General features: G+C 38.5%; 22 protein-coding genes and 1 pseudogene. 8 read left to right on the top strand and 15 right to left on the bottom strand.

The genetic code is table 11. From position 1 onward, the window contains the following. Positions 1–41: 41 nt before the first annotated feature. The 3 genes from CQZ96_RS10350 to rpmI all read right to left on the bottom strand — a co-directional run bounded on the left by CQZ96_RS10350 (position 42) and on the right by rpmI (position 1,211). Positions 42–419 (bottom strand): hypothetical protein, encoded by a 378-nt coding sequence (locus CQZ96_RS10350; protein WP_105713307.1) that lies wholly within the window; start codon positions 417–419, stop codon positions 42–44. Positions 420–645: 226 nt separating this feature from the next. Next, on the bottom strand, positions 646–1,005 hold the full coding sequence (gene rplT / locus CQZ96_RS10355; RefSeq protein WP_004723060.1) for a 50S ribosomal protein L20: 360 nt from the start codon (positions 1,003–1,005) through the stop codon (positions 646–648). 11 nt (positions 1,006–1,016) lie between these two features. Then, on the bottom strand, positions 1,017–1,211 hold the full coding sequence (gene rpmI / locus CQZ96_RS10360; RefSeq protein ID WP_002054552.1) for a 50S ribosomal protein L35: 195 nt from the start codon (positions 1,209–1,211) through the stop codon (positions 1,017–1,019). A 224-nt stretch (positions 1,212–1,435) separates the two neighbouring features. Here rpmI and CQZ96_RS10365 point away from each other — a divergent pair, with 224 nt between their 5' ends. Together CQZ96_RS10365 and CQZ96_RS10370 are read left to right on the top strand one after the other, a co-directional pair. After that, positions 1,436–2,686, top strand: a complete 1,251-nt coding sequence (locus CQZ96_RS10365) for an MFS transporter (RefSeq protein ID WP_004723063.1) — start codon at positions 1,436–1,438, stop codon at positions 2,684–2,686. A gap of 137 nt (positions 2,687–2,823) precedes the next feature. Further along, the gene (locus tag CQZ96_RS10370) at positions 2,824–3,579 is read left to right on the top strand and encodes an energy transducer TonB family protein (protein WP_105713308.1); all 756 of its coding nucleotides are present in this window, start codon (positions 2,824–2,826) and stop codon (positions 3,577–3,579) included. Between the two features lie 57 nt (positions 3,580–3,636). Here the strand turns inward: CQZ96_RS10370 and CQZ96_RS10375 are convergent, their stop codons facing one another. The 10 genes from CQZ96_RS10375 to CQZ96_RS10420 form a co-directional block, all read right to left on the bottom strand. Further along, on the bottom strand, positions 3,637–4,062 hold the full coding sequence (locus CQZ96_RS10375) for a YqaA family protein (RefSeq protein WP_105713309.1): 426 nt from the start codon (positions 4,060–4,062) through the stop codon (positions 3,637–3,639). A gap of 4 nt (positions 4,063–4,066) precedes the next feature. Beyond that, on the bottom strand, positions 4,067–4,489 hold the full coding sequence (locus CQZ96_RS10380; RefSeq protein ID WP_105713310.1) for a hypothetical protein: 423 nt from the start codon (positions 4,487–4,489) through the stop codon (positions 4,067–4,069). Positions 4,490–4,524: 35 nt separating this feature from the next. Then, the gene (locus CQZ96_RS10385) at positions 4,525–4,812 is read right to left on the bottom strand and encodes a hypothetical protein (RefSeq protein WP_004723070.1); all 288 of its coding nucleotides are present in this window, start codon (positions 4,810–4,812) and stop codon (positions 4,525–4,527) included. An 89-nt stretch (positions 4,813–4,901) separates the two neighbouring features. After that, positions 4,902–5,519, bottom strand: coding sequence for a glutathione S-transferase N-terminal domain-containing protein (locus CQZ96_RS10390; RefSeq protein ID WP_004723071.1), 618 nt, complete (start codon positions 5,517–5,519; stop codon positions 4,902–4,904). 180 nt (positions 5,520–5,699) lie between these two features. Continuing rightward, complete coding sequence (locus CQZ96_RS10395) at positions 5,700–6,032, bottom strand: DUF7709 family protein (RefSeq protein WP_004723073.1); 333 nt, start codon at positions 6,030–6,032, stop codon at positions 5,700–5,702. Positions 6,033–6,119: 87 nt separating this feature from the next. Further along, complete coding sequence (infC, locus tag CQZ96_RS10400) at positions 6,120–6,671, bottom strand: translation initiation factor IF-3 (protein WP_081401514.1); 552 nt, start codon at positions 6,669–6,671, stop codon at positions 6,120–6,122. 5 nt (positions 6,672–6,676) lie between these two features. Next, positions 6,677–8,599, bottom strand: coding sequence for a threonine--tRNA ligase (gene thrS / locus CQZ96_RS10405; RefSeq protein ID WP_105713311.1), 1,923 nt, complete (start codon positions 8,597–8,599; stop codon positions 6,677–6,679). A gap of 220 nt (positions 8,600–8,819) precedes the next feature. Further along, positions 8,820–9,980 (bottom strand): alanine racemase, encoded by a 1,161-nt coding sequence (locus tag CQZ96_RS10410; protein ID WP_105713312.1) that lies wholly within the window; start codon positions 9,978–9,980, stop codon positions 8,820–8,822. A 52-nt stretch (positions 9,981–10,032) separates the two neighbouring features. Beyond that, positions 10,033–11,346, bottom strand: a complete 1,314-nt coding sequence (locus tag CQZ96_RS10415; protein WP_105713313.1) for a D-arabinono-1,4-lactone oxidase — start codon at positions 11,344–11,346, stop codon at positions 10,033–10,035. A 12-nt stretch (positions 11,347–11,358) separates the two neighbouring features. Beyond that, positions 11,359–13,113, bottom strand: coding sequence for a neutral/alkaline non-lysosomal ceramidase N-terminal domain-containing protein (locus CQZ96_RS10420; protein WP_105713314.1), 1,755 nt, complete (start codon positions 13,111–13,113; stop codon positions 11,359–11,361). 136 nt (positions 13,114–13,249) lie between these two features. Between CQZ96_RS10420 and CQZ96_RS10425 the strand changes: the two genes are divergently transcribed. The 5 genes from CQZ96_RS10425 to CQZ96_RS10445 all read left to right on the top strand — a co-directional run bounded on the left by CQZ96_RS10425 (position 13,250) and on the right by CQZ96_RS10445 (position 21,193). Next, the gene (locus tag CQZ96_RS10425) at positions 13,250–14,305 is read left to right on the top strand and encodes an AraC family transcriptional regulator (RefSeq protein ID WP_035371711.1); all 1,056 of its coding nucleotides are present in this window, start codon (positions 13,250–13,252) and stop codon (positions 14,303–14,305) included. A 236-nt stretch (positions 14,306–14,541) separates the two neighbouring features. After that, entirely contained in the window at positions 14,542–16,188 is a 1,647-nt protein-coding gene (locus CQZ96_RS10430) for an acyl-CoA synthetase (protein ID WP_105713315.1), read from the top strand. Positions 16,189–16,426: 238 nt separating this feature from the next. Further along, positions 16,427–16,945, top strand: a complete 519-nt coding sequence (locus CQZ96_RS10435) for a hypothetical protein (RefSeq protein ID WP_105713316.1) — start codon at positions 16,427–16,429, stop codon at positions 16,943–16,945. Positions 16,946–17,416: 471 nt separating this feature from the next. After that, the gene (locus tag CQZ96_RS10440) at positions 17,417–19,219 is read left to right on the top strand and encodes an acyl-CoA dehydrogenase C-terminal domain-containing protein (protein WP_105713405.1); all 1,803 of its coding nucleotides are present in this window, start codon (positions 17,417–17,419) and stop codon (positions 19,217–19,219) included. Positions 19,220–19,411: 192 nt separating this feature from the next. Continuing rightward, the gene (locus tag CQZ96_RS10445; RefSeq protein WP_105713317.1) at positions 19,412–21,193 is read left to right on the top strand and encodes an acyl-CoA dehydrogenase C-terminal domain-containing protein; all 1,782 of its coding nucleotides are present in this window, start codon (positions 19,412–19,414) and stop codon (positions 21,191–21,193) included. A 221-nt stretch (positions 21,194–21,414) separates the two neighbouring features. Here CQZ96_RS10445 and CQZ96_RS10450 read toward each other — a convergent pair whose 3' ends face one another. Further along, positions 21,415–22,041, bottom strand: coding sequence for an FMN-binding negative transcriptional regulator (locus CQZ96_RS10450; RefSeq protein WP_105713318.1), 627 nt, complete (start codon positions 22,039–22,041; stop codon positions 21,415–21,417). 282 nt (positions 22,042–22,323) lie between these two features. Then, positions 22,324–22,464, bottom strand: coding sequence for a hypothetical protein (locus CQZ96_RS21695; RefSeq protein WP_228722800.1), 141 nt, complete (start codon positions 22,462–22,464; stop codon positions 22,324–22,326). 176 nt (positions 22,465–22,640) lie between these two features. On the opposite strand from CQZ96_RS21695, the pseudogene CQZ96_RS10460 reads away from it, so the two are divergent. Further along, a pseudogene (locus tag CQZ96_RS10460) lies at positions 22,641–23,136 on the top strand (phosphate-starvation-inducible protein PsiE). Positions 23,137–23,214: the final 78 nt, after the last annotated feature.

Raw genomic sequence — 23,214 nt, forward strand, 5'->3', positions numbered from 1 at the left:
TGCAAAGTTATTTGAATGTTTAAATCCTTCGGATGGCCCGCTCAATCATCATAATCCAAATCATCCTCGTCAATATTGATAAAATTTGCTGGTGGTGTAATTTCAAACCAGACGGCTTTAATCGTAAGATGATCGAGTAATTTTGCTTTTGCCACACGATGCATACCATCCATCACTTTACCGTCAGCAGATAAAATAATTGGATAACTTAGATCTGCCTGTTGTATCAGTTGAAAATGTTCAATCATTTGCTGTGTTGTTGGATGAGTATCTGGAAACCAATACGCTTCATTGAGTTCTTGTATATCAGATAATGGAACTTCATGGATTGGGAAGTCTCGGCTCAGTTCAACCAGATGATGCACATCCCAAATATAAGTGTCTTCACCAACTTGGCGAAAGTGATATTGTTTACGCATAAGACTAGATTCTATAATTTGGTCAATTCAATGCCATAACAAAATAGTTAGAGCATCCATAATGACAGATTTTACATCAACACAAATTTTACTGATTAGCGCTGTATTCGAACAATCAAACTCAATGAAAACTCATCTCGAAAAGTTCCGGCAAGAGTTTGAAAATAAATTTTTAGGCATAAAAAAGACCGCTATAAAAGCGGTCTTTTTTAATCATCGAAGATGATTAAGCAGCTAATGCGCCTTTAGCTTTTTCAGCTAAAGCAGCAAATGCAACTGAGTCATGCATAGCGATGTCAGCAAGTACGCGACGGTCGATGATCACTTGAGCTTTTTTCAAGCCATCGATCATACGGCTGTACGACAAACCATTTTGACGAGCACCAGCATTGATACGCGCAATCCATAAAGCACGGAATTGACGTTTCTTTTGACGACGGTCACGGTAAGCGTATTGACCTGCTTTAATTACTGCTTGGAACGCTACACGATAAACACGTGAACGCGCGCCATAGTAACCTTTAGCACGAGCAAGAATTTTTTTATGACGGCGATGAGCCTGTACACCACGTTTTACACGAGCCATTTATAATCTCCTTAGATGTATGGGCACATACGACGAACTGAATTCATGTCACTTACGTGAACCATGACACAACCGCGCAATTGACGAATACGTTTAGCAGATTTTTTGGTCAAAATGTGGCGTTTGAACGCTTGTTTACGCTTGAAACCGTTAGCAGTCGCTTTGAAACGCTTAGCTGCACCACGGCGAGTTTTTAACTTAGCCATAACAACCTCTTTAAACACCTGTTCGGTACGTTCGCACCATTGCGACAACGACCTGCAGGTAAGGGAGGCAGTATTCTAAATCATCTCTGTACAAAACAAAAGCAAAACATCCAACAATTTCACAATTCTCCAATGTAATTTTCGATGTAAATTTCACCTAGTTTTATAAGAAAAATCAGGATTAAATCTTTATAATCATCACATCATGATAAAACTGGACAGTTATGACCCCTGCACAGGATGCTTTTGCTGCGCTTCGCTATCGAGATTTCTCAATTGTTACCATCAATCAATTTTGTTTAACACTCGCAATTTTAATTCAAGAAATTATTGTTGCCTATTCACTCTATCAAATTACCAAAGATCCGCTTACCTTGGGTTTGATTGGACTAGCAGAAGCAATCCCGTTTATTGCGCTGTCGCTTTGGGGCGGTTATTTTGCAGATAAGCTGAATAAACAAACCATAATGAAAGTTTGCTTATTCTTCTCCTTCCCTTTGCCATTGGTGCTTTGGTGGTTATTTCACAGTTATGATCATGGCCAAATTGGTGTGACTACACTGTCTTGGGGGATTTATGCGGTTATTTTTGGTTTGGGTACCATCCGAGGTTTCTACAATCCATCAGCAACCTCATTAAAACCATTTTTAATTCCTCGTGAACTGTATGCCAATGGTGCAACATGGACCACGATTGGATGGCAAAGTGGTGTCATTATTGGCCCAATGCTGGGTGGTTTTATGCTGGCAGGAATCGGTCGTGAAAACAGCTTACTCTCGGTAGCAGTACTTTTATTTATTTGCTTCTGTCTGATTAACTTATTAAAGAAGCGTACTTTTCCAACTATGGAACAAGACAATCTTTGGGACAGTTTAAGTGAAGGTTTTCGCTTTATCTGGAAAACTAAAATTGTACTGTGGGCCATATCTTTAGATTTGGTTTCAGTGCTGTTTGGTGGTGTGATTGCCCTACTGCCAATTTTTGCAGAAGATATTCTAAAAGTTGGACCTGAAGGTTTAGGTTATTTACGTGCGGCCCCCTCTATTGGTGCATTAATAACCATGATCGCTTTAACCAAATTTCCACCTACACATCATGCTTGGCGAAATATGCTGATTGCTGTTGCTGGTTTTGGGGTATTTACCATTATTTTTGCATTCTCAAACAACGTCTGGCTCTCTTTATTTGCTTTGGCTATGACTGGTGCTTGTGACAGTATCTCAGTGGTTGTACGCCAAACCATTTTGCAAGTTTACCCACCTGAAAATATGCGTGGTCGTGTCGCTGCGGTGAATGGGATGTTTGTTTCATCGAGTAATGAATTGGGCGCATTTGAATCTGGGCTGGCTGCAAAATATTTAGGAACAATCACAGCCACTGTATTTGGTGGGTGTATGACCTTGGCTGTCGTCGCAATAAGTTGGGTAAAAACTTCTGATTTATTCAAAGTAGACATCACCAAAGGCCAAGAATAATGAGTTTGGCTGAATAAAAAACAGTAAAAAAATGCACCTTCGGGTGCATTTTCTATTGCGAGAATACAAAATTCGATAAATACTTTGCGCAATTAAACTACTCTCATGCGTATTAAACTGCATGGATTGCCAAACCTATGAATAAAGCTCTTTTTACCACTTGTTTATTGTGCCTTTCAACCTATAGCTATAGTGCGGATAAACTTCCTACAATAAAGGTCAAAGGGGAGCAATCTGAACAAAATGATCCTCAACATTTAACTACACGCATACAATGGGTCAAATTTCCTCAAATTAACTATCAAATCACTGAATTAAAAGATCAAGAGCGTTCAGCGATCATTCGAGTAAAAGCCAATAACGCTGGTGAAGTCACAGAGGCCGATATCCAAGAAAGTACAGGCATCCGTGCATTGGATCAGAAACTTGTAGATGCTGTGGAAAATGCAAAAGTAAAACCCTATTCAAAAAATGGAAAAGCCATTGCTTTAGTCGGTTATCAAACATTTACCTTAACGCTAGAGAATGCAACGGATCATGTTCAGCGCGCTAAGCAATGTACATATAGCTTTAATTCAAAGAATTGGAACAAACAACAACTCGATAAGTCGGTTGCCTTTGTTTATTTAAAACAACCACAACTTGCACTGGATCAATCACTATTAAAGAATAAAGATCGTACAGTAAAGTTTAAATTTAAAACCAATAAACAAGGCGAAATTACCCAAGTTAAGCTAACTAAACGTTCTGGTATTAATGCACTTGATCAACAAGTACTTACAGCCGTAGAGCATGCATCAATCAATGTAAAACGTTCTTATCGTACTTTATGGATCTATAAACAATCCAGCTTCAATGATGAGATTCAATTTAAAATCAATGAATGTAAATAAATTCATCAAGATGCGTCTTTTAAGGTTAAAGATAGTTTTGTGTCTTTAACCTTTTTATTAAAATAATCCGATATACACCAAATAGATAAAAGCATACCGACCACCTTTTGCAATAGTCACAATCAATAGAAAACGCCAAAAGTTCTCTTTCATTAGCCCTGCAATAAGTGTGATTGGATCTCCAATAATTGGGGTCCAGCTTAACAACAAAGACCAAAAGCCATACTTTTGATATATTTTTTCTGCTTTGAGCATATTCTTTTCAGAGACAGGAAACCATTTCTTATCTTTAAACTGCTCGATTTTAAGTCCCAAATACCAATTCACGCATGAACCTAAAACATTGCCAATCGTCGCAACTGCAAGCAGTAAATATGCAGAATATTGTGTTTGTACCAGTAGCCCAAGCAATACAGCTTCTGACTGCAACGGGAGTAAAGTAGCAGCACCAAATGCGGAAAAAAATAAGAGAAGATAAGCCATAAAGTTAGCTAAAGTTGGGTTTAGGTTTTAAGGTATAAGTCAAGAATGACAGTATAAAGGGAGCCAGAAAAGCCAACCAAAATGAAAGATCTGATTTAAAAAATTTCTGCAACAATGTGAGTTGAGCTTTACCCTCTGAAATCGCTTGCCAATCAATTTTGATATGAATAAAGCCGTAGAATAAAACAATAAAATAAAGCGAAAGCAAAACGAGTAAGATCGTGGTATTCAAAAGACTTTGCTGTAATTTACTTTGAAAAATGCCAAAGACCATAGCAAAAACCAAGCCTGAAACACTCACGATGCTAAAAATAATAAACCAGAAGTAATCATATGCGGAGTGATACTGCAAGATGCTACAAAGCATTGCTGTGATTAGCATCACGGCAAAAGAGATAAGGAAGTGCCAAACAAAGTTTTGCTTCATACTCCCCCCTGTTGAATGTACTACTAACAGTTCAATCACCCTAAATTTAGCATTTTTTTGGTTTTACGATACTGAAAATGTGCCCAAATGATTGCCAACAACATAAAGATAATCCGAGACCATTGATAACGTTGCGCAATCGGGTCGATCACGCTTCTAATCAGTGCTGACGCTTGACCATTTAATTGCTCTAAAATATTTTGGATATGCACAATTTCCGCAATATAGAGCATTAAACAACCTGCAATACCGACAATAATACTCCAGTAGATTTTTGGATTCGTTTCTAATATTTTCGTAAAGTTCAAAAAGAAATCTTTCATGACTAAAGCCTGCCAACCATCCAAAAATCGATTATTTAAAAAATAAAAAACCACGTAACGTGGTTTCTCATCTTAACATAAAATACATTTTACACTTTGATTGATAGCGCTCTTTGTATCGCTGGGCGCGCAGTTAAACGCTCAATATATTCTTTAACATAAGGATAATCATCTAGCTCTATTTGCTGCCACTCATAGCGTAATACCCACGGTAAAATGGCCATATCTGCAATCGAATATTCACCAGCCACATATTTTTGTCCAATGAGCTGCTTATTTAAAACACCATACAAACGTTGAGTTTCAGTAACATAACGATCAATTGCATAAGGAATTTTTTCTTTAGCAAATTTACCAAAATGATGGTTTTGCCCTAACATCGGCCCTAGCCCACCCATTTGCCACATTAACCATTGTTCGACTTCAACACGATCTTGCTCATCGCTTGGATAATACAGTCCTGTTTTACGGCCAAGATATTGCAAGATTGCGCCTGATTCAAATACTGAAATCGGCTCACCATTTGGGCCATCTTGATCGACAATCGCGGGGATTTTGTTGTTCGGTGAGATACGAAGAAAATCGGGCTGGAACTGGTCATTCTCTAAGATGTTGATGGGAAAAATCTGATAATCCAAACCCATTTCTTCAAGTGCAATGGTAATTTTATGACCATTGGGAGTACCCCAATAATAGAGATCAATCATATTTCATCCTTCTTCGTTTTCATGTATTTTCTGAATTTTATTGCGTTAATCGTTTACTTTTATAACATGAATTGGCTTGATTCAGTATGCTATAAAAAGAGATTATTCTAATAATCTATTCTAAAATTATGTTATTGCATTTTATTAAATACAGCACGTTCTCATATTATGATATTAATTTCAAATATCTACTTCAGCAATTGCATCTATATATGCTTTAGCCTTCTCCCCCACAAATTTACGACCAGCATTGTTTCCCAATATCCATTCATCTGGATTAAATAAGTCAAATAAACCAACTTTCACTAAGGTGGGGATCGCGAGGATCAGTTCTTGCTCAATCTCTCCACGTACACCTGAGTTATACAGATTGATATTATGCAACATGGTTGCCACTGTACCCGTTTGTACAGCGCTACCATCCTTTAACTTAACCACAGGCAACACCTCACCTGCTTGAATAATTTTTTGGTTAATACTCGATAGCGCATTTGAATTTTGAATAGATGACATATCAACTCCACTCGATTCAGATTAATTTACCCGCATTTTAACGTAAAAAAGCACTGCTTAATGCAGTGCTTTTTAACAGATGAGTAATTACTTTTTCTTTTTAGGTCCAAGTAACATACCCATTTGACGGCCTTCCATTTTTGGTGCTTGTTCAACAATACCAAACTCTGCTACGTCTGCTTCAATTTTTTGCAATTGTGCAAGACCCAACTGTTGGTGAGCCATTTCACGACCACGGAAACGTAGAGTAATTTTGACTTTGTTGCCTTCTTCAAGAAACTTCAGAATAGCACGCAACTTAACATTGTAATCACCAACGTCTGTACCAGGGCGCAACTTAATTTCTTTCACTTGAACTTGATGCTGTTTCTTTTTCGCATCTTTTTGCTTTTGCTTCAAGTCAAATAAATGTTTGTTGAAATCCATGATTTTACAAACAGGTGGCTCTGCATTCGCCACGATCTCAACAAGATCAAGATCAACTTCTTCAGCAGCACGCAAAGCTTCAGCAAGTGAAACGATGCCTTTTTGCTCTCCATCTGCAGCAACGAGACGCACATCTTTCGCTTTGATCTCATCATTTAATGCAGGACGATTACTTTTAGCACCTTGTTGTTGGTTACGGTCAGGCTGTTTAATCTTTCTTACTCCACAATATACCGGCCGCGTTCGGCTACGGCTGCTTTCACTAGGTCAATAAATGCGTCTATTGACATAGTACCTAAATTTTTTCCAGAGCGAGTACGAACATTCACAGTCCCTTCCTCTACTTCTCGATCTCCAAGTACCAATAGGTATGGAATACGCTCTAGTGTACGCTCACGAATCTTAAAGCCGATTTTCTCATTTCTCAAGTCTGAAATTGCTCGAATTCCATTTTCTTTGAGTTTTGCGACGACTTGCTCACAAGCTTCCGCTTGAGAATCCGTAATATTCATGACACATGTTTGGATTGGAGCCAACCATGGTGGCATAAAGCCTGCGTAGTGTTCAATTAGTATACCAATAAAACGTTCAAAACTGCCAAGAATTGCACGATGTAACATCACAGGATGGTCACGATCGTTATCTTCTGTTACATATGAAGCGTCTAAACGTAACGGTAAGTTAAAATCACACTGAATTGTACCGCACTGCCAGATACGTCCTAAACAGTCTTTTAATGAAAATTCAATCTTCGGACCGTAGAAAGCACCTTCTCCAGGTTGTTCTTCCCATTTAAGATTTGCAGCATCTAAAGCATCTGCTAAAGATTTTTCTGCAACATCCCAAAGTTCATCAGCACCCACACGTTTTTCAGGACGTGTAGACAATTTCATTTGAACTTCTTCAAAGCCAAAATCTTTATAAACATCTAAAGTCAGTTTAATAAAGTCTGCAACTTCTTTACCAATTTGTTCAGTTGTACAGAAAATATGTGCATCATCTTGAGTAAAGCCACGTACACGCATAATCCCGTGTAACGAACCTGATGGCTCATTACGATGGCATGAACCAAACTCTGCCAAACGAATTGGAAGATCACGATAAGATTTTAAACCTTGGTTAAACACTTGAACGTGACATGGGCAGTTCATTGGTTTTACCGCATAGTTACGACTTTCTGAATGTGTCGTAAACATATTTTCTGCATAGTTGGCAGCATGACCCGATTTTTCCCACAAAGTGAAGTCTACAATTTGTGGTGTTTTAATCTCTTGGTAGCCGTTGTCCTGTTGAACTTTACGCATGTATTGTTCAAGCACTTGGTAGATCGTCCAACCATTGGCATGCCAAAACACCATACCTGGTGCTTCTTCTTGCATATGGAACAAATCTAAAGCTTTACCAATTTTACGATGGTCACGCTTTTCAGCTTCTTCAATACGCTTGATATATGCTGCTAATTCTTTTTTGTCTGCCCAAGCAGTACCATAAATACGCTGTAATTGTTCATTCTTGGCATCACCGCGCCAGTAAGCGCCAGAGATTTTAGTCAATTTGAATGACTTTAAAAATTTAGTATTCGGTACGTGTGGACCACGACACATATCTAAATAATCTTGATGATAGTACAAGCCCATTTGAGTTTCTTCAGGCATGTCAGCAATCAAACGTAACTTATAATCTTCACCACGTGCAGTGAACTCAGCAATCACATCATCACGAGGTGTCATTTTTTTAATGACGTCATAATCTTGATCGATGAGCTTTTTCATACGCGCTTCGATTGCAGCCATATCATCTAAAGTAAATGGACGAGGCATCCAGATGTCATAGTAGAAACCTTCTTCAATGACAGGGCCAATCACCATTTTTGCTTCAGGGAAGAGTTGTTTTACCGCATGACCCACCAAGTGTGCACAAGAGTGACGAATAATTTCTACACCGTCTTGATCTTTTGGAGTGATGATTTGTAAGGTTGAGTCTTCGGTAATTAAATCACTTGCATCGACTAAGCGACCATTTACTTTCCCAGCAACTGTATTTTTAGCCAGTCCAGGTCCAATACTTTGAGCAACTTCCATAACGGAAACAGCTTGATCAAAACTTTTTTGATCTCCATTTGGCAATGTGATAATAAGCATATTTAAAAATCCTTAAGGAGTGATGCCCCGTACAATGGAGCATGTCACCGCGAGATTATGATCGAGGAAGATCCTCAAGATAAAATCGGTGGAACAAAATAAAAAGTGTGTCGAATTTTACACCTTTACAGCATATTTATAAACCTTTGTCTTAAAATTATTCTTTATTCTGATTTAAATTGTACTTTTGATTATCCATCAACTTCCTCTTTTTGGCGCATTACTCTCTAAAGGTTTCCCATGCTTCAAAATCTCGATTTTTATAACAATATAATTTATGAAATTGAGGAATAATCGCTTCGCTTTGTGTGGGTCTTAAAAATACAAAATCATCAACGGCTATTTCAGTGTTTTTAGGCACATTAACCATTTCCTGATTGGTACTCCGCCCATAAAGTGCATGCGGATGAATCCCTCGCGGATAAACATAATGCGCCATCCAATATCCACCATAAACAAATAAGGCTTTAGAGCTATGGGGTAATTTATCTAAAACTTCTAATCCAGGTAACTGGGTAAATGGCAGCACTTTTAAAACAGGGGTTGAAATCCATAGCGCAGCTTGTAAAACACTTAATCCATCACTGTCAAAGTCACTTGGTTTAAGCAACATCGAACCAAAAGAAAGATCATTGCACACACTTTGCTCCACGTGGAGATAAAATGTAGGGCTACCACCACCATTAAAACAAAGATCAGCTCGCCATAAATGTGGAAACTGCTGTTGAATAATATTTTTATAATTTTGATAAATGTCTTGTGACTCTCGATACGCGACATCAATCTTTTTAATCACTGAAGGCAGCTTCGTCACATGGGCATCATAGCCCATCAAGCCAGCAAGTACTAAATGCTCAGGATTTTGTTCAATCAATCTTAATATTTCGATGAGTGCAAAATCGGAACGAACACCACCGCGATGTAAACCCACATCAATTTCAATATTGATTTTAAGCGTTAAACTAAACTGTTTTGCAACCCCAAGGTACTGTAATAAACGTGCTTTAGAATCAATTAACCATTGTATATCAGCTTGTCTGCAATTTTGATTCATCGCATAAAAATGCTGAACCGTACTTACAGGCATCGGTTTCCCAAACAACACATCTACATCCAAAAAGTTCTCAAGGATTGGCAAAAGCTGTGGCATATGAAACACCATAAACCGTTGAGTCGAAAGCTTTAGACTAATGGTTTTTAATAATGCTAAGCATGCCAAAGACTTTACCACGATACGTGGTTGCAAATGGCTTCCATATTTAAGCTTTTTGGCAACGTACTGTAGATTTTGTTCAAGCGCCTGATCATCAACAATTAATCGAGGTAATGCACCATTTGACTGTTTTAAATCACGATTTAATTGCTCAAAAAAGTTGTTCATAGTCTACCTTTATGGTCTATTTTAATTTTACCCATTCACTCAACTTTACCCATTACTCAGATAAGAATAACTTTTCTAAATAAGGGTTTAAAAACTTTCTGCTTGGATCAAGTCGTTCTCTCAACTGCATAAACGCATCCCACTTAGGGTATAGGGTTTTAAGTTGTGTTGCTGTCATACTATGCATTTTCCCCCAATGTGGTCGCCCTTGATAATGTTGCAAAATCGACTCAACTTCATCAAATAATTGTCTAGGTGCTTGCTTATAATATTGGTGTACTGAGATGGAAATAGAATCCCGCTGATAAAACGGACTTAACCAAATATCATCACCTTTGACAAATCGAAACTCCACAGGGAAAAAGGTTTGTGCTTTTGAGTTTTTTAGCGCAGCTAGAACAGCTTGCAAACATTCCACACCCAATTCAACTGGAATCTGATATTCCATTTCATTAAATTTCGTTTCACGTGGTGTCGGGAAAATCTTGCCTGACCAATCAACAAATGTGCTTGGCTTAATAAAAACGCCTAAGAGCTTTTGTAGTTTTCGATTCAATGCTGGAAAAGATTTGGTTAACTCGCAACATAAGGTTAATAACGTATCCTCAGATGGCCATGATTCAGTGCGCGGTTGAACCTCATCCTCAGTAATATCTAAAGTTTTTAAAATCAATTTATCTGCATGAGAAAATGCAAAACACTCGATATGCCGATGTTGTGCTTTCCATTGGTCAATATTTTGAATAAAGTCTTTGACCGCACACAGTCTAACTTGCTCTTTAAGTTTATAGCGTGGTTTATTCTGCATGGTGATTTTAGTCAAAATCCCTAAGCTCCCTAAAGACACTCGTCCTGCTGCAAAAATATCTGGATTTTCAAGGCGATTACAATGAATAATTTCTCCTGATGCTGTAAGTAATTCAAATGCTTGCACATAACCTGAAATACAATGTAGGCCTACACCTGTACCATGTGTTCCCGTTGAAACAGCACCAGCTAAACTTTGCTGGTCAATATCGCCCTGTTGCATTAAAGACTGCTGCATCGGTTCTAAATATTGCCCTAAATTAAATAATCGTGTTCCTGCCCAAATACTGGCTTGGGCAAATTCAGTATTGACTTGATCCACACCAGAAAGACCATCCAAAGACAGCAATGTTGCATCGGTACTCACCAAAGGTGTAAATGAATGCCCTGCTCCCACCACTCGAATCTTTGCTTGGGTTTGGACAATGTGTTTTAACTCATCAAGACTTTCAGGCTTTAAAATCTGCTCAGGGTGAGACTGTTGATAGCCCGACCAATTGTTCCATTTTTGCTGATTTAATTTGTGCTTGTTCGGTGCTTGATTAATCAATTGATTCATAATGCTCATCCTTTAGCGTACAGCAGTTTTTAAATTGCCATGATTTGTTCTTTTTTCTATTTCGTGTGGTGGAATCGCTACGGGCCGTGTGATTTGGTCATATTCGCGTTGAGATTTATCTAGATTCAGTTGCGTTGCCAATTGCTGAAAGTTGTACTGAATTGCCGCATGTGTCCATTGACCATATAAGGTATGTGCACCTTCATAAGCTTGTTGCTGATATTCTTCATTGGTGGTGATATAGCCCATATAATCATTGCAATAAGACACTAAACCAACCTTTGAAATACCACGATGCTTTGAGAACTGTTTTGCCACAGTCTGAATTACACGTTGCCCTGCTGTTGTGGTAATTTCTCCGGGGCAACAAATCAAAGCCAATTGACCAATTTGGATAATCTGTAGCGGAATAACACTTGGAACCAGTGGGCTGTCTTGAATGGCACCTGCTTTAACTTGGCGATTCATTTCTGCAATTAAAGGATCAAAAATGCTTGGGGAAAAATCTAAACTTTTACCCAGCAACTGATTATCCGGACTTTCTAAAACAATCTCTTTCGGGAATTGTGAGTCATAGAGTGCTTTATATTTGCTGTACTGCAGAGAATTCGGGTTTGCTAAACGTTGCTTACGTACTCGCTTAGCAAGTAAAGACATCACTTTAAGAATCGCTGTAGGTGTCCCCTTACCATCTATAGGCGTTCCCCCGAAGAAGCCGACGCCATGGCAAGCTGCACTGGTTTTAGCGCCTTGTATCCCCTGACTAAATTCACTCGGCACATCGACTTGACTCAGATCTACATAAGATAAAACAGCATCGACACTGCCTTGGAGTAAACATGCTTCCATCGCATTGTTGGTATTTTTTTCAAGCGGTATAGTCAGTGCTTTAATCGCAATTTCACTTTGATAACGCCCATTTTGCTCAGCATATTGATATTCTCTTTCGCCCTTAATTTTCTTGCGAATCGCATCTTGTTTGGGGCCATGAAAATGTGGAGAGACATCTCCTGCTGTTGCTTGTGCGAAAATGGCAACAGGGTTTGGAATACCTTGTGTTAATAGATAATGTTCACTTAACGCAGCAGCATAGCCTTTATTGTCACCATCATGTGCTTTGAGATGACTACTCAAACAGGTTGCATGCACTCCAAATAATGAAATAAAGGAACATAATTGATCATCACGATAAAAACCGATTAATTGCATTTCACGGTTTAAGGCGAGATGGGTTTCTGCTTCGGTTCTTTGAATCACATCGGGGTTACGATTATATGCCTGCAATGATCGATTCCATGCCACTGGAATATCATCAGGGAATTGGCAACGTTGATAACGAAGTTCAGTTTCTTTTTCAGTGTCTAAGGCATTGGAAATACTGAGCATGACCGCATTTACTACAGCTTCGACATGCTCTGGAACAAAACCTGGGGTCGGCATATTGTATAGAACTTCATAAGCACAACCGCCAGGGCCAGAATGAGTATGAGTTGCCATCAAGACCAAATACTGTTCATTAAATTGCTCAGCTAATTGTTGTTTTAAGCGCTCAACAACACCACTACGGATCGCATAAGTAATACAACCAAAATCCAGACAACAAAAAATAATGGGTTGTTCTAAAGCTAAACGACGGATAGTGAATGTACGAGCAAACAATGCTGTACGTTTTTGATAAGCACGATGCGACCACATACCATAACCAAACATGGCATAACCTTGTGGCTGAATGTTTATTTCTTGTTTATCCCAACCCACCATAAACATATGCAGTCATCCTTTATCTTTTTTATGTCAGCGAATTTATATCAGCGAATACCAGAAGTAGATTGAATCTTAATCAAAAATATGCGATACCAACTAGGGTAAAAGCAACAATAATATGGGGGGCGAAGCGGACTTTATGAGCTTGCAGCAAAAGGAAATTGCCAATACTCAATTTTATATTCCACCAATGATACTGACGAGTTTGGTTCATTATGCAGAACAACAACACTGGCAATATGACAATTGGTTCGCAGCACAAAATTTAGACTTGGAACAAATTCGCCAAGGGCATGGTTTTGTTGGTTTTTCAGAACTCTGTGAGGTTATTCATCTCGCAGTTAAAGATACCCAGCAACAAAATTTAGGTTTATTGCTGGGCAGTAGTGAAGGTCAGATTTCAATTGGTATTTTGGGCTTTGCCATGCAAGCCTGTAAAACGGTGGCTGAAGCATTGGAGACCGCACTGCACTATCATCCCATTTCAGGCAGTGTCTTAGATTTAACCGTCAATCTTGTTGATGATTATTGTGAAATTGAACTTTCTGAGCGAAGTAACTGTGGTGAGCTAAAAGCATTTTTCTGTGATGAAGTTTTTGCCAGTATTATTACCTGTGTCAATATGATGCTAGACCATAGCTATGAGTTAATCAGCTTGGAACTGAGCTATGATCATTCAGCATATATCAATGATTATCAAAGAATTTTCAATTGTCCAATTTATTTTAAAACGGCTAAAAATGTCATCCGATTTAACAAAACACTCTTGTCGAGAAGCCTCAAAAACTATAGTCCTGTCAATTATCAAAGTGCAATTCTGATTTGTGATCAAGCTTTAAAACAATTTGATCAAATGAATCAACACAGTTTGGCAAAAGTGTTAGCACATTTGGTTGAAAGCCATCTACCTGAACGCTTTGATATGCAACAAGCAGCGCAATATTTTCATTTTAGCGAACGCCATTTACGGCGTTTACTACTCAATGAAGGGCTAAATTTTCAGTTATTAAAGCAACAAGTGTTAGAAAAAAAAGCCAAACAGTGGATTGAAGAAAATCAATCGATGAGTGAAATCAGTTTCAATCTTGGTTTTAGTGAGTTAAGAGAATTTCGTCGTGCGTTTAAAAAATGGACTGGATCTTCGCCAACGGAATACAAAAAAGCGAAACTGTTGGGTTCAGTTATTCGTATTTGAATGACGTGGTTTGAAATAAGATTCTGCATAAAATCAGGGTTAATATTTATATTAAGCTTACAAAATATTAATTTAATTCAATAAATTAAATATTCCAAAAAATATTTAAATAAGGGTAAAGATGTATAACGATGCATATTTAGCTGGAGTACTCGACTAAAGCCTAAATGAATTCTGACAGGCTTATGCATATCTTTTAAACACGGAAATTAGAACAAATATAGATGGAGCTAAACATGGTCAGTGCCTATGATCAATTACCACGAACCCCTGCAAACTTTGTAGCATTATCACCTTTACGTTATCTAGAGCGTGCAGCCTACATTTATCCAAATCAAGATGCGATTGTACATGGTGCTCGTCATATCTCTTGGCGTGACACCTATACCCGTTGTCGTCAATTTGCCCATCAATTACAAAATCTTGGGATTCAAAAAAACGATACCGTTTCTGTTCTTTTACCCAATATCCCTGCGATGGTCGAAGCGCATTTTGCAGTCCCTATGGCTGGTGCTGTTTTAAATACGCTGAATACTCGTTTAGATGCCAAAACCATTGCGTTTATGTTAGAGCATGCTGAAACCAAAGTTCTTTTGGTTGACCCTGAGTTTGCGGCTTTGGCTAAAGAAGCGGTAGCGCTTATTGCTCAACAGATCTATATCATTGATGTTGCAGATGAGGAATACGAAAACAATGATGCTACAGCACGTATTGGTCAAATTGAATATGAGGAATGGCTAAAAGGTGGCGATGCAGATTTTGAATGGCATTTACCTCAGGATGAATGGGATGCGATTAGTCTAAATTATACCTCTGGCACTACAGGCAATCCGAAAGGCGTGGTTTATCACCATCGTGGTGCTTATATCAATGCGGCCAGTAATATCATCGCCTGTGGTATGACGCCACGTTGTAAATATTTATGGACACTTCCGCTATTCCATTGCAATGGTTGGTGTTTTGCTTGGACTGTTGCAGCCAACGGCGGTACCAATATCTGCTTACGTAAAATTGATCCTGAGTTAGTTTATCAACTCATTGATCAATACAAAGTTGACTATTTCTGTGGTGCACCGATTGTCTTATCGATGTTGATCAACACCCCGAAAGAACAACAAATTAAATTTGAACATCATGTAGAAGTAATGGTGGCTGGTGCTGCACCGCCTGCGGCAATTATTGAAGGAATGCATCATATTGGTATTCAAGTCAATCATGTCTATGGTCTCACTGAAACTTATGGCCCTTCTGCATTATGTGCATCTCAAGCAGGTTGGAGTGACCTGTCTATTCAAGAGCAAGCACAATTACACTCGCGCCAAGGTGTACCTTATCCATTACAAGATGGTATGCGTGTGTTGGATGCTGAAACGATGCAACCTGTGCCTAATGATGGCAAGACCATGGGAGAAATTATGTTCCGTGGCAACATTGTCATGAAAGGTTATTTAAAAAATACCAAAGCCACAGAAGAAGCCTTTAAAGGTGGCTGGTTTCATACTGGTGATTTAGCGGTTTGCCAGCCCGATGGTTATGCAAAAATTATGGACCGTTCAAAAGACATCATTATTTCAGGTGGTGAAAATATCTCATCTTTAGAAGTTGAAGAGGTTCTTTATACTCATCCTGCAATTATGACTGCGGCAGTGGTTGCGCAACCCGATCCACGTTGGCAAGAAGTTCCTTGTGCCTTTATTGAACTTAAACAAGGTGCAGAAACCACACCTGAAGAGGTGATTGAATTCTGCAAACAGCATTTGGCACGCTTTAAAGTCCCTAAAAGTGTAGTGATTTGTGAGATTCCAAAAACATCGACAGGTAAATTGCAAAAATTTATCTTACGTGACTGGGCAAAAGAGCGCTCAGTGGGCGAGTTTAATTAGCCTACCCGTTTGAATCATCCAATTTACCCTCCTCTTCCCAGTAAAAATAAACGACGGTTTTCATTTAGAAGGTCATACTGGCGAGAGAGATAAATTGGTGAAAGAGAGCGGTAAATCTGTGAAAATGGGCTTAAAACGTTAATTTCTCATTTCTCGACTTCATTTTAGAAATTATGCTTTTCTTGTCGCTTATTGATAGCACCATTAAAACTTTTTGATCATTTAAACATAGCAAACGATGAATAAACTTCGTACAGAAATAGAACCCGATTTTGAAACAGCACAACAACATTACCCGCTCGTACTCAAATTGATTGCTAATTACACCGACTATTGCGATAAGTTTGGTGATGAAGATTCGCTTGAATATCAAAAACTCAGTGAAAAGCTCACAGAAATTACCAGTAAAGAAATTTCTCAATACGATCTTTGGGAGTGGTGGGAAGCCGAAGGCATCGAAAATTTAAGCTTTGATATTTGCCTACCTGAGCCTAAAATCATCCACAATATTTCAAAACAAGAACTTACTGAAATCGTCCAGCAGATTAAAAGCACAGATTTTAATACTCAACATGCAAATGAATTCATCAATGCTTTTTACCTCCGCACCATTTTCTCTGGGGGCTATTTCTACAATTTTTTAAAACTCAATTTTAAAGCATTTAAGCATCAATTGTTTCAACGCAATAAAGATCAAGCAGAACGATACTTTGAATATTCGGTAGAAGACATTGTGGATCGGCTTTGGGGCGAGTGATTGCCATAAAAATATCACCATTAACAAAACATGCAGTGCGTTTATTGGTTTAAATCATTTAGAGTCATATTGCATTTAAATACTAAAAACATTCTAAATAACTGTAGTTTTAACCACACATTCAATCACGTCTCATTCAAGATCAAGTCTGCACTTCAATCTTTTCGCTACATTTTAAAAATATAAATGGCATTTCCGTCATATTTTGACTGCCATTTTATTGGACACAAGTTTTTACGATTTTGACTATTTGTATCCTTATTTTTCAATGAAAAGTGTTTACACTCAATACACTTACAGCTTTCAATCCTTTTTTCTTTGACTTTACAGTCACAGAGAAATAACCATGAAATACTTGTACGTCACTATAAGATGTTGCACGATGTAGCGGAACAAATATGTGTCATAGAAGACACACATCGTATTTATGAAGATTATAAATCTGGTTTAACCAGTATTGAGGAAACCGATATGCCACAATACAAAGCACCCTTACGTGATATGCACTTCGTTTTGCATGAATTATTAAATGCTGAAGAACATTACGCGAAACTCCCTGCATTCCAAGAAACCGTAAGCCGTGAATTGATTGATCAATATTTAGAAGCTGGCGCGGATTTCTGTGAAAATGAATTATCTCCACTTAACCAAATCGGTGACAGTGAAGGCTGTAAATGGAATGATGGTGTAGTGACTACGCCTACAGGCTTTAAAGCAGCCTATGACAAATATGTAGAATTAGGCTTCCCTTCTCTTTCAGTTCCAGAAGAACATGGCGGTCAAGGTTTACCAGGTTCTTTAGCAACGGCTATTTCTGAAATGGTGGGTTCTGCAAACTGGGCGTGGGGTATGTACCCTGGTCTTTCACATGGTGCGGTTCGTACAATTGAGCATCATGGTTCTGCTGAGCAAAAAGCAACATATTTACCTAAACTTGTTTCAGGTGAATGGACTGGTACCATGTGTTTAACAGAATCTCATGCAGGTTCTGACTTAGGGATTATCCGTTCTAAAGCTGAGCCACAAGCAGATGGTAGCTATGCAATTTCTGGCGAGAAAATCTTTATCTCTGCTGGTGAACACGATATGGCGGACAACATCGTTCACATCGTTTTGGCTCGTCTACCAGGCGCACCTAAAGGCACTAAAGGTATCTCGTTATTCATCGTACCTAAGTTCAATGTAAATGCAGATGGCTCTATTGCAGACCGTAATGCAGTACGTTGTGGTTCAATTGAACACAAAATGGGTATCCATGGTAATGCAACTTGTGTGATCAATTTTGATAACGCAAAAGGTTTCTTGATTGGACCTGAAAACCGTGGTTTACATGCAATGTTTACCTTTATGAACACTGCACGTATTGGTACTGCTGTTCAAGGTTTAACAGCATCTGAATCTTCTTTCCAAGGTGCACTTGCATATGCGAAAGACCGTTTGGCAATGCGTTCACTTTCTGGTCCTAAAGCACCAGAGAAAGAAGCTGATCCAATCATTGTTCACCCAGCTGTACGTAACATGTTGATGACACAAAAAGCCTTTGCTGAAGGTGGTCGTGCATTGGTTTACTTCTTATCTCAATATGCAGATATCGTAGAGCAAGGTGTTACTGAAGAAGATCGTAAATTTGCCGACAATATCTTGTCATTATTGACACCGATTGCGAAAGCATTCTTAACTGAAACAGGTTCTGAATCAGCGAAGCATGGTGTACAAGTATTTGGTGGTCACGGCTTTATTTCTGAACACGGTATGGAGCAAATTGTACGTGATACGCGTATCTCTTGCTTATACGAAGGTACAACTGAAATCCAAGCACTTGATTTGTTAGGTCGTAAAGTATTGGGTACGCAAGGTGCAATGTTGAAAGACTTCACCAAGATCATCCATAAATTTGCAGAAGCAAACAAAGACAATGCTGACCTGAAAGAATTTGTTGAACCACTTGCTGCTCTTAACAAAGAGTGGGGTGATTTAACCATGCAAATCGGTATGAAAGCTATGCAAAATCCAGATGAAGTAGGCGCAGCTGCGGTTGACTACCTATACTTCTCTGGTTATGTAACGCTTGCATTCTTATGGGCTCGTATGGCGCTTGTTGCTCAACAAAAACTTGCTGAAGGCTCTACTGAAACTGGCTTCTATAATGCAAAAATTAAGACTGCTCGTTTCTACTTCAAGAAAATCTTACCACGCGTTCGTTCACATGTTGACGTGATCGCGGGTGGCTTAGATCCATTGATGTCATTAGATGCTGAAGACTTTGCATTCTAAGTAGAATGCCGAGTTAGGTATTTAGAAAACTGTACTCAAGAGTGCAGAAATAGAGAAAGGACGGTCATAGCTTTGGCAGTCCTTTTTCTTTATAAATAGAGCGTTATTTACTTAGACCATCTAACAACATACATGCTTGTTGGTTAAACTGATCTAAGTCTACAGATTCAAACAATAAACAGGTGAACGAACATGCCAATTTATAATGCGCCACTTGCAGATATGAAATTCATTCTGAATGACGTTTTCAATGCAGAGCAATTCTGGCAAGCCAACGAAAAGCTTGCACATGTTGATGCGGCAACGGCTGAAGCAATTTTAGAAGAAATGGCTAAATTTGCACAAAATGTTACGCTTCCTTTAAACCGTACAGGTGATGAAGAAGGCGCTCATTATGAAAATGGCAAAGTCACGACACCTGCTGGTTTTAAAGAAGCATTCCAACAATACGCTGAAGGCGGTTGGATTGGCCTAGGTGCTGATGAGGAATGGGGCGGTCAGGCAATGCCAAAAATGCTGACCGTACTTGCAGATGAAATGTTATTTGCTACCAACCCATCATTCATGCTCTACCCGCTTCTCTCTGTCGGTGCTGGTATGGCTTTAAATAGCTATGCATCTCAAGAACAGAAAGAAACCTATTTACCTAAAATCTATTCAGGTGAATGGTCTGGTACGATGTGTTTAACTGAACCTCATGCAGGTACAGATTTAGGGATTATCAAAACTAAAGCTGAACCTAATCAAGATGGTACATATAACATTACTGGTACTAAAATCTTTATTACTGGTGGTGATCACGATCTTGCTGACAACATCATTCACCTTGTTTTAGCAAAAACACCTGATGCACCTGCGGGTTCACGTGGTATCTCACTCTTTATCGTGCCTAAATTCCTCGTCAATGCTGATGGTTCATTGGGCGAACGTAATACAGCTGGTCCCGGTTCAATTGAACACAAAATGGGGATCAAAGCGTCTGCAACATGTGTCATGAACTTTGATGCAGCCAAAGGTTTCCTTGTTGGTAAAGAAAATGAAGGGCTTGCAGCAATGTTCGTGATGATGAATTACGAACGCTTGTCAATGGGTATTCAAGGCCTAGGCGCTTCTGAATATGCATACCAAAATGCAGCACAATATGCGACTGATCGCGTACAAGGCCGTAGTGCGACAGGTGTTAAATCTCCAAACAAACCTGCTGACAGCATCCTTGTACATGGTGATGTACGTCGTATGTTACTCAATGCACGTGCCAACAATGAAGCTTCTCGTGCATTTGCAGTCTATGTTGGTCAACAACTCGACATTACTAAATTTTCAACTGATCCTGAAGCTGTAGCGAAGGCAAATAATCGTGTTGCATTATTGACGCCAATTGCTAAAGCCTATTTAACAGACACCGCGTTTAATGCTGCAATCGATGCGCAAATGGTGTTTGGTGGTCATGGCTATATTCGTGAATGGGGCATGGAACAATGTGTGCGTGACTTACGTATCGCGCAAATCTATGAAGGCACCAACGGCGTTCAGTCACAAGATTTAATTGGTCGTAAAACAATTAAATGTAATGGTGAATTCATTGCTGAATATATTGAAGAGATCCGTGATTTTGCCAATGGTCTAGATACCGACTTAAACTTCATTAAAGATGCGACTTTAGATATTGCAACTGAAGTAGATATGATTACGCAGCATATTTTAGAACGTGCAAAAGAAAATGCTGATTTCGCAAATGCTGCGGCAGTAGAGTATCTGCATGTTGTTGGCTTATTAAGCTTCTCTTATATGTTTGCTCGTATTGCCAATGCTGCAAAAAATAAGCAAGGTCAATTCTATCAAGACAAACTTGCATTGACTCATTACTTCATCCAACGCCTCTTGCCTGATTTAAATGCACGTGTTGCTAAAATCAAAGCAGGTGCAGAAGTTATTATGAATTTCAGCGAAGATTATTTTACTAATCAGGCTTAATTTCATCATCAATTAAAATAAGACATAAAACGCCCGATGATTCGGGCGTTTTTTATTTACAACTGATGCTTTTTTTTAGAACATCTACTGATCTATATCTCTTGAATGTCATAAAGCCGTTAGGTTTGCTTTTCTATGCATCTTAAAATCAAGGATGGTGCAATTATATCGTGTGGCTATAAAAGTTGATCGCAACATAAATCAAGTTACATCAGATAATCTTACTTTGGATAAAACTTCCGAATCGATTCAGCCATCTCTGGAGATTGGTTTTGTAAAGCATTTGCCGCACTTGCCGCATCGATCTGAGAACGGTTTTGACTGACTTTAAATTTCCCTACAATTGAATCTATTTCGATTTCAATCGCCACAATTTCCTGCAATAAAGCAGCGATATAATCATTGGGCGCATCCCCCATTTTCCAAGGTACCGCCTGTGGTGCTTCATGCTGACGAGTCAATCGCGCCAAAATACCCCGCAAATATTTTTCATCATTTATTTTTCGAATTGTTCCCTTCACATGCACAACACGATAATTCCATGTCGGTACTTCCCGATGATGCTCAAATTTCCCTGGATACCAATTCGGTGAAATATAACTTTGCTCAGCATGGAAAATCACATAAGCCGATCGAACCTGTTCTAACAAGGTAAATAAAGGGTTGGCTTTGGCGATATGTCCACGTAACAATCCAGTCTTGCCAGCTGACCGATCCAGTTCAAAAGGAATATGGTTCGCTTCAATTTCACCGTCATAAGTAACCATCAAACTTCCCAATGGATTTTTTTCAATTAAATCGAAAAGTTCAGGGAGATTCTCTTGTTTAAAATGAGTAGGAAGATACATGTTTTATTTCCTAATACTCTTTCGAGCCATCTGGACTAGTTTTAAATATTTCAGGTAATTCAGCATCTTCAGTAAAAGCTTCACCTTTAAAAATATTAACCACTTCAATTTTCCCTATAATTTGCTGATTAAACTCGTCTAGTCGCTCAGCTGGAATCCATAACTCCTGACAAAAATCATCACCAACCGTATGTATTTCAAACTGAGCCAGATACTCATCATTCAGTTCAAACCGTGTGACATAGCCAATATAACCACTTGCTTGATCTTTGGTATTCCAATCTAAAGCAATTTTTCAGCATACTTCTGATTTAAAACAGGATAGAAAATAGGTTGCCAATACAATCTTGGTGGGAAATTTTTAAAGCCACTCTTTGCAATCAATTGATATTCAAAAAGCCCAATTGGTCGGTACAAATACATTGTTATTCCTTTAATTGTATTGAAAATAATCTATCTATAGACTAATCAGATGAAATGATCAATTTCTTAATGAAATAGTTGTTATTTATTCGCCATAAACATTTCACTTCGCTTTTCATGTGCATGAAATTTGCATAGTGTTTAATCATAAATAGTACGCACAAATGGAGGATGTTATGAATAAAGATCCACGTATAGAAAAAATAGAAAACCTCCTCGATAAATTGGGCAATATTGCAGTAGAAGCATTTCATTATATTGCGCTGTTTATCATTGGCTGTATGATCGCTTGGTCAGCGGTACATACAATTATTGAAATTTTAACCGTGAAACAATATGCCAGTATTGACGATATTTTATTGTTATTCATCTATTTGGAATTAGGTGCAATGGTAGGGATTTATTTTAAGACCAACCACATGCCTGTACGTTTCTTAATTTATATCGCAATCACCGCACTCACGCGATTACTAATTTCAGATATTCAGCATGACCATAAAGCAGATATGGATTTAGTGATTATTACGGGATCGGTTTTAATTTTAGCCATTGCAATTTTGATCGTGAGATATGCATCTTGGACATATCCTTCTGTCATTCGTGATAAACATACTGAAAAATCATTACCTCATGGCAAAAACACCACGACCAGAAGATGATGAACTAGCTTAGTCTCTTGTCTTGACTCATACGCTTGCCCTTCTCCCTAAGCAAAATCAAAGTAATACTATATTAAAGTGTAAGACAAAG

The organism is Acinetobacter sp. MYb10, assembly GCF_002980175.2.
In the GTDB taxonomy this organism is placed as follows: Bacteria; Pseudomonadota; Gammaproteobacteria; order Pseudomonadales; family Moraxellaceae; genus Acinetobacter; species Acinetobacter guillouiae.

Excerpts from the sequence above, each read along its gene's own strand:
- CQZ96_RS10350 (WP_105713307.1), bottom strand. The coding sequence starts at position 419 with ATGCGTAAACAATATCACTTTCGCCAAGTTGGTGAAGACACTTATATT.
- rplT (WP_004723060.1), bottom strand. The coding sequence starts at position 1,005 with ATGGCTCGTGTAAAACGTGGTGTACAGGCTCATCGCCGTCATAAAAAA.
- rpmI (WP_002054552.1), bottom strand. The coding sequence starts at position 1,211 with ATGGCTAAGTTAAAAACTCGCCGTGGTGCAGCTAAGCGTTTCAAAGCG.
- CQZ96_RS10365 (WP_004723063.1), top strand. The coding sequence starts at position 1,436 with ATGACCCCTGCACAGGATGCTTTTGCTGCGCTTCGCTATCGAGATTTC.
- CQZ96_RS10370 (WP_105713308.1), top strand. The coding sequence starts at position 2,824 with ATGAATAAAGCTCTTTTTACCACTTGTTTATTGTGCCTTTCAACCTAT.
- CQZ96_RS10375 (WP_105713309.1), bottom strand. The coding sequence starts at position 4,062 with ATGGCTTATCTTCTCTTATTTTTTTCCGCATTTGGTGCTGCTACTTTA.
- CQZ96_RS10380 (WP_105713310.1), bottom strand. The coding sequence starts at position 4,489 with ATGAAGCAAAACTTTGTTTGGCACTTCCTTATCTCTTTTGCCGTGATG.
- CQZ96_RS10385 (WP_004723070.1), bottom strand. The coding sequence starts at position 4,812 with ATGAAAGATTTCTTTTTGAACTTTACGAAAATATTAGAAACGAATCCA.
- CQZ96_RS10390 (WP_004723071.1), bottom strand. The coding sequence starts at position 5,519 with ATGATTGATCTCTATTATTGGGGTACTCCCAATGGTCATAAAATTACC.
- CQZ96_RS10395 (WP_004723073.1), bottom strand. The coding sequence starts at position 6,032 with ATGTCATCTATTCAAAATTCAAATGCGCTATCGAGTATTAACCAAAAA.
- thrS (WP_105713311.1), bottom strand. The coding sequence starts at position 8,599 with ATGCTTATTATCACATTGCCAAATGGAGATCAAAAAAGTTTTGATCAA.
- CQZ96_RS10410 (WP_105713312.1), bottom strand. The coding sequence starts at position 9,980 with ATGAACAACTTTTTTGAGCAATTAAATCGTGATTTAAAACAGTCAAAT.
- CQZ96_RS10415 (WP_105713313.1), bottom strand. The coding sequence starts at position 11,346 with ATGAATCAATTGATTAATCAAGCACCGAACAAGCACAAATTAAATCAG.
- CQZ96_RS10420 (WP_105713314.1), bottom strand. The coding sequence starts at position 13,113 with ATGTTTATGGTGGGTTGGGATAAACAAGAAATAAACATTCAGCCACAA.
- CQZ96_RS10425 (WP_035371711.1), top strand. The coding sequence starts at position 13,250 with ATGAGCTTGCAGCAAAAGGAAATTGCCAATACTCAATTTTATATTCCA.
- CQZ96_RS10430 (WP_105713315.1), top strand. The coding sequence starts at position 14,542 with ATGGTCAGTGCCTATGATCAATTACCACGAACCCCTGCAAACTTTGTA.
- CQZ96_RS10435 (WP_105713316.1), top strand. The coding sequence starts at position 16,427 with ATGAATAAACTTCGTACAGAAATAGAACCCGATTTTGAAACAGCACAA.
- CQZ96_RS10440 (WP_105713405.1), top strand. The coding sequence starts at position 17,417 with ATGCCACAATACAAAGCACCCTTACGTGATATGCACTTCGTTTTGCAT.
- CQZ96_RS10445 (WP_105713317.1), top strand. The coding sequence starts at position 19,412 with ATGCCAATTTATAATGCGCCACTTGCAGATATGAAATTCATTCTGAAT.
- CQZ96_RS10450 (WP_105713318.1), bottom strand. The coding sequence starts at position 22,041 with ATGTATCTTCCTACTCATTTTAAACAAGAGAATCTCCCTGAACTTTTC.
- CQZ96_RS21695 (WP_228722800.1), bottom strand. The coding sequence starts at position 22,464 with ATGTATTTGTACCGACCAATTGGGCTTTTTGAATATCAATTGATTGCA.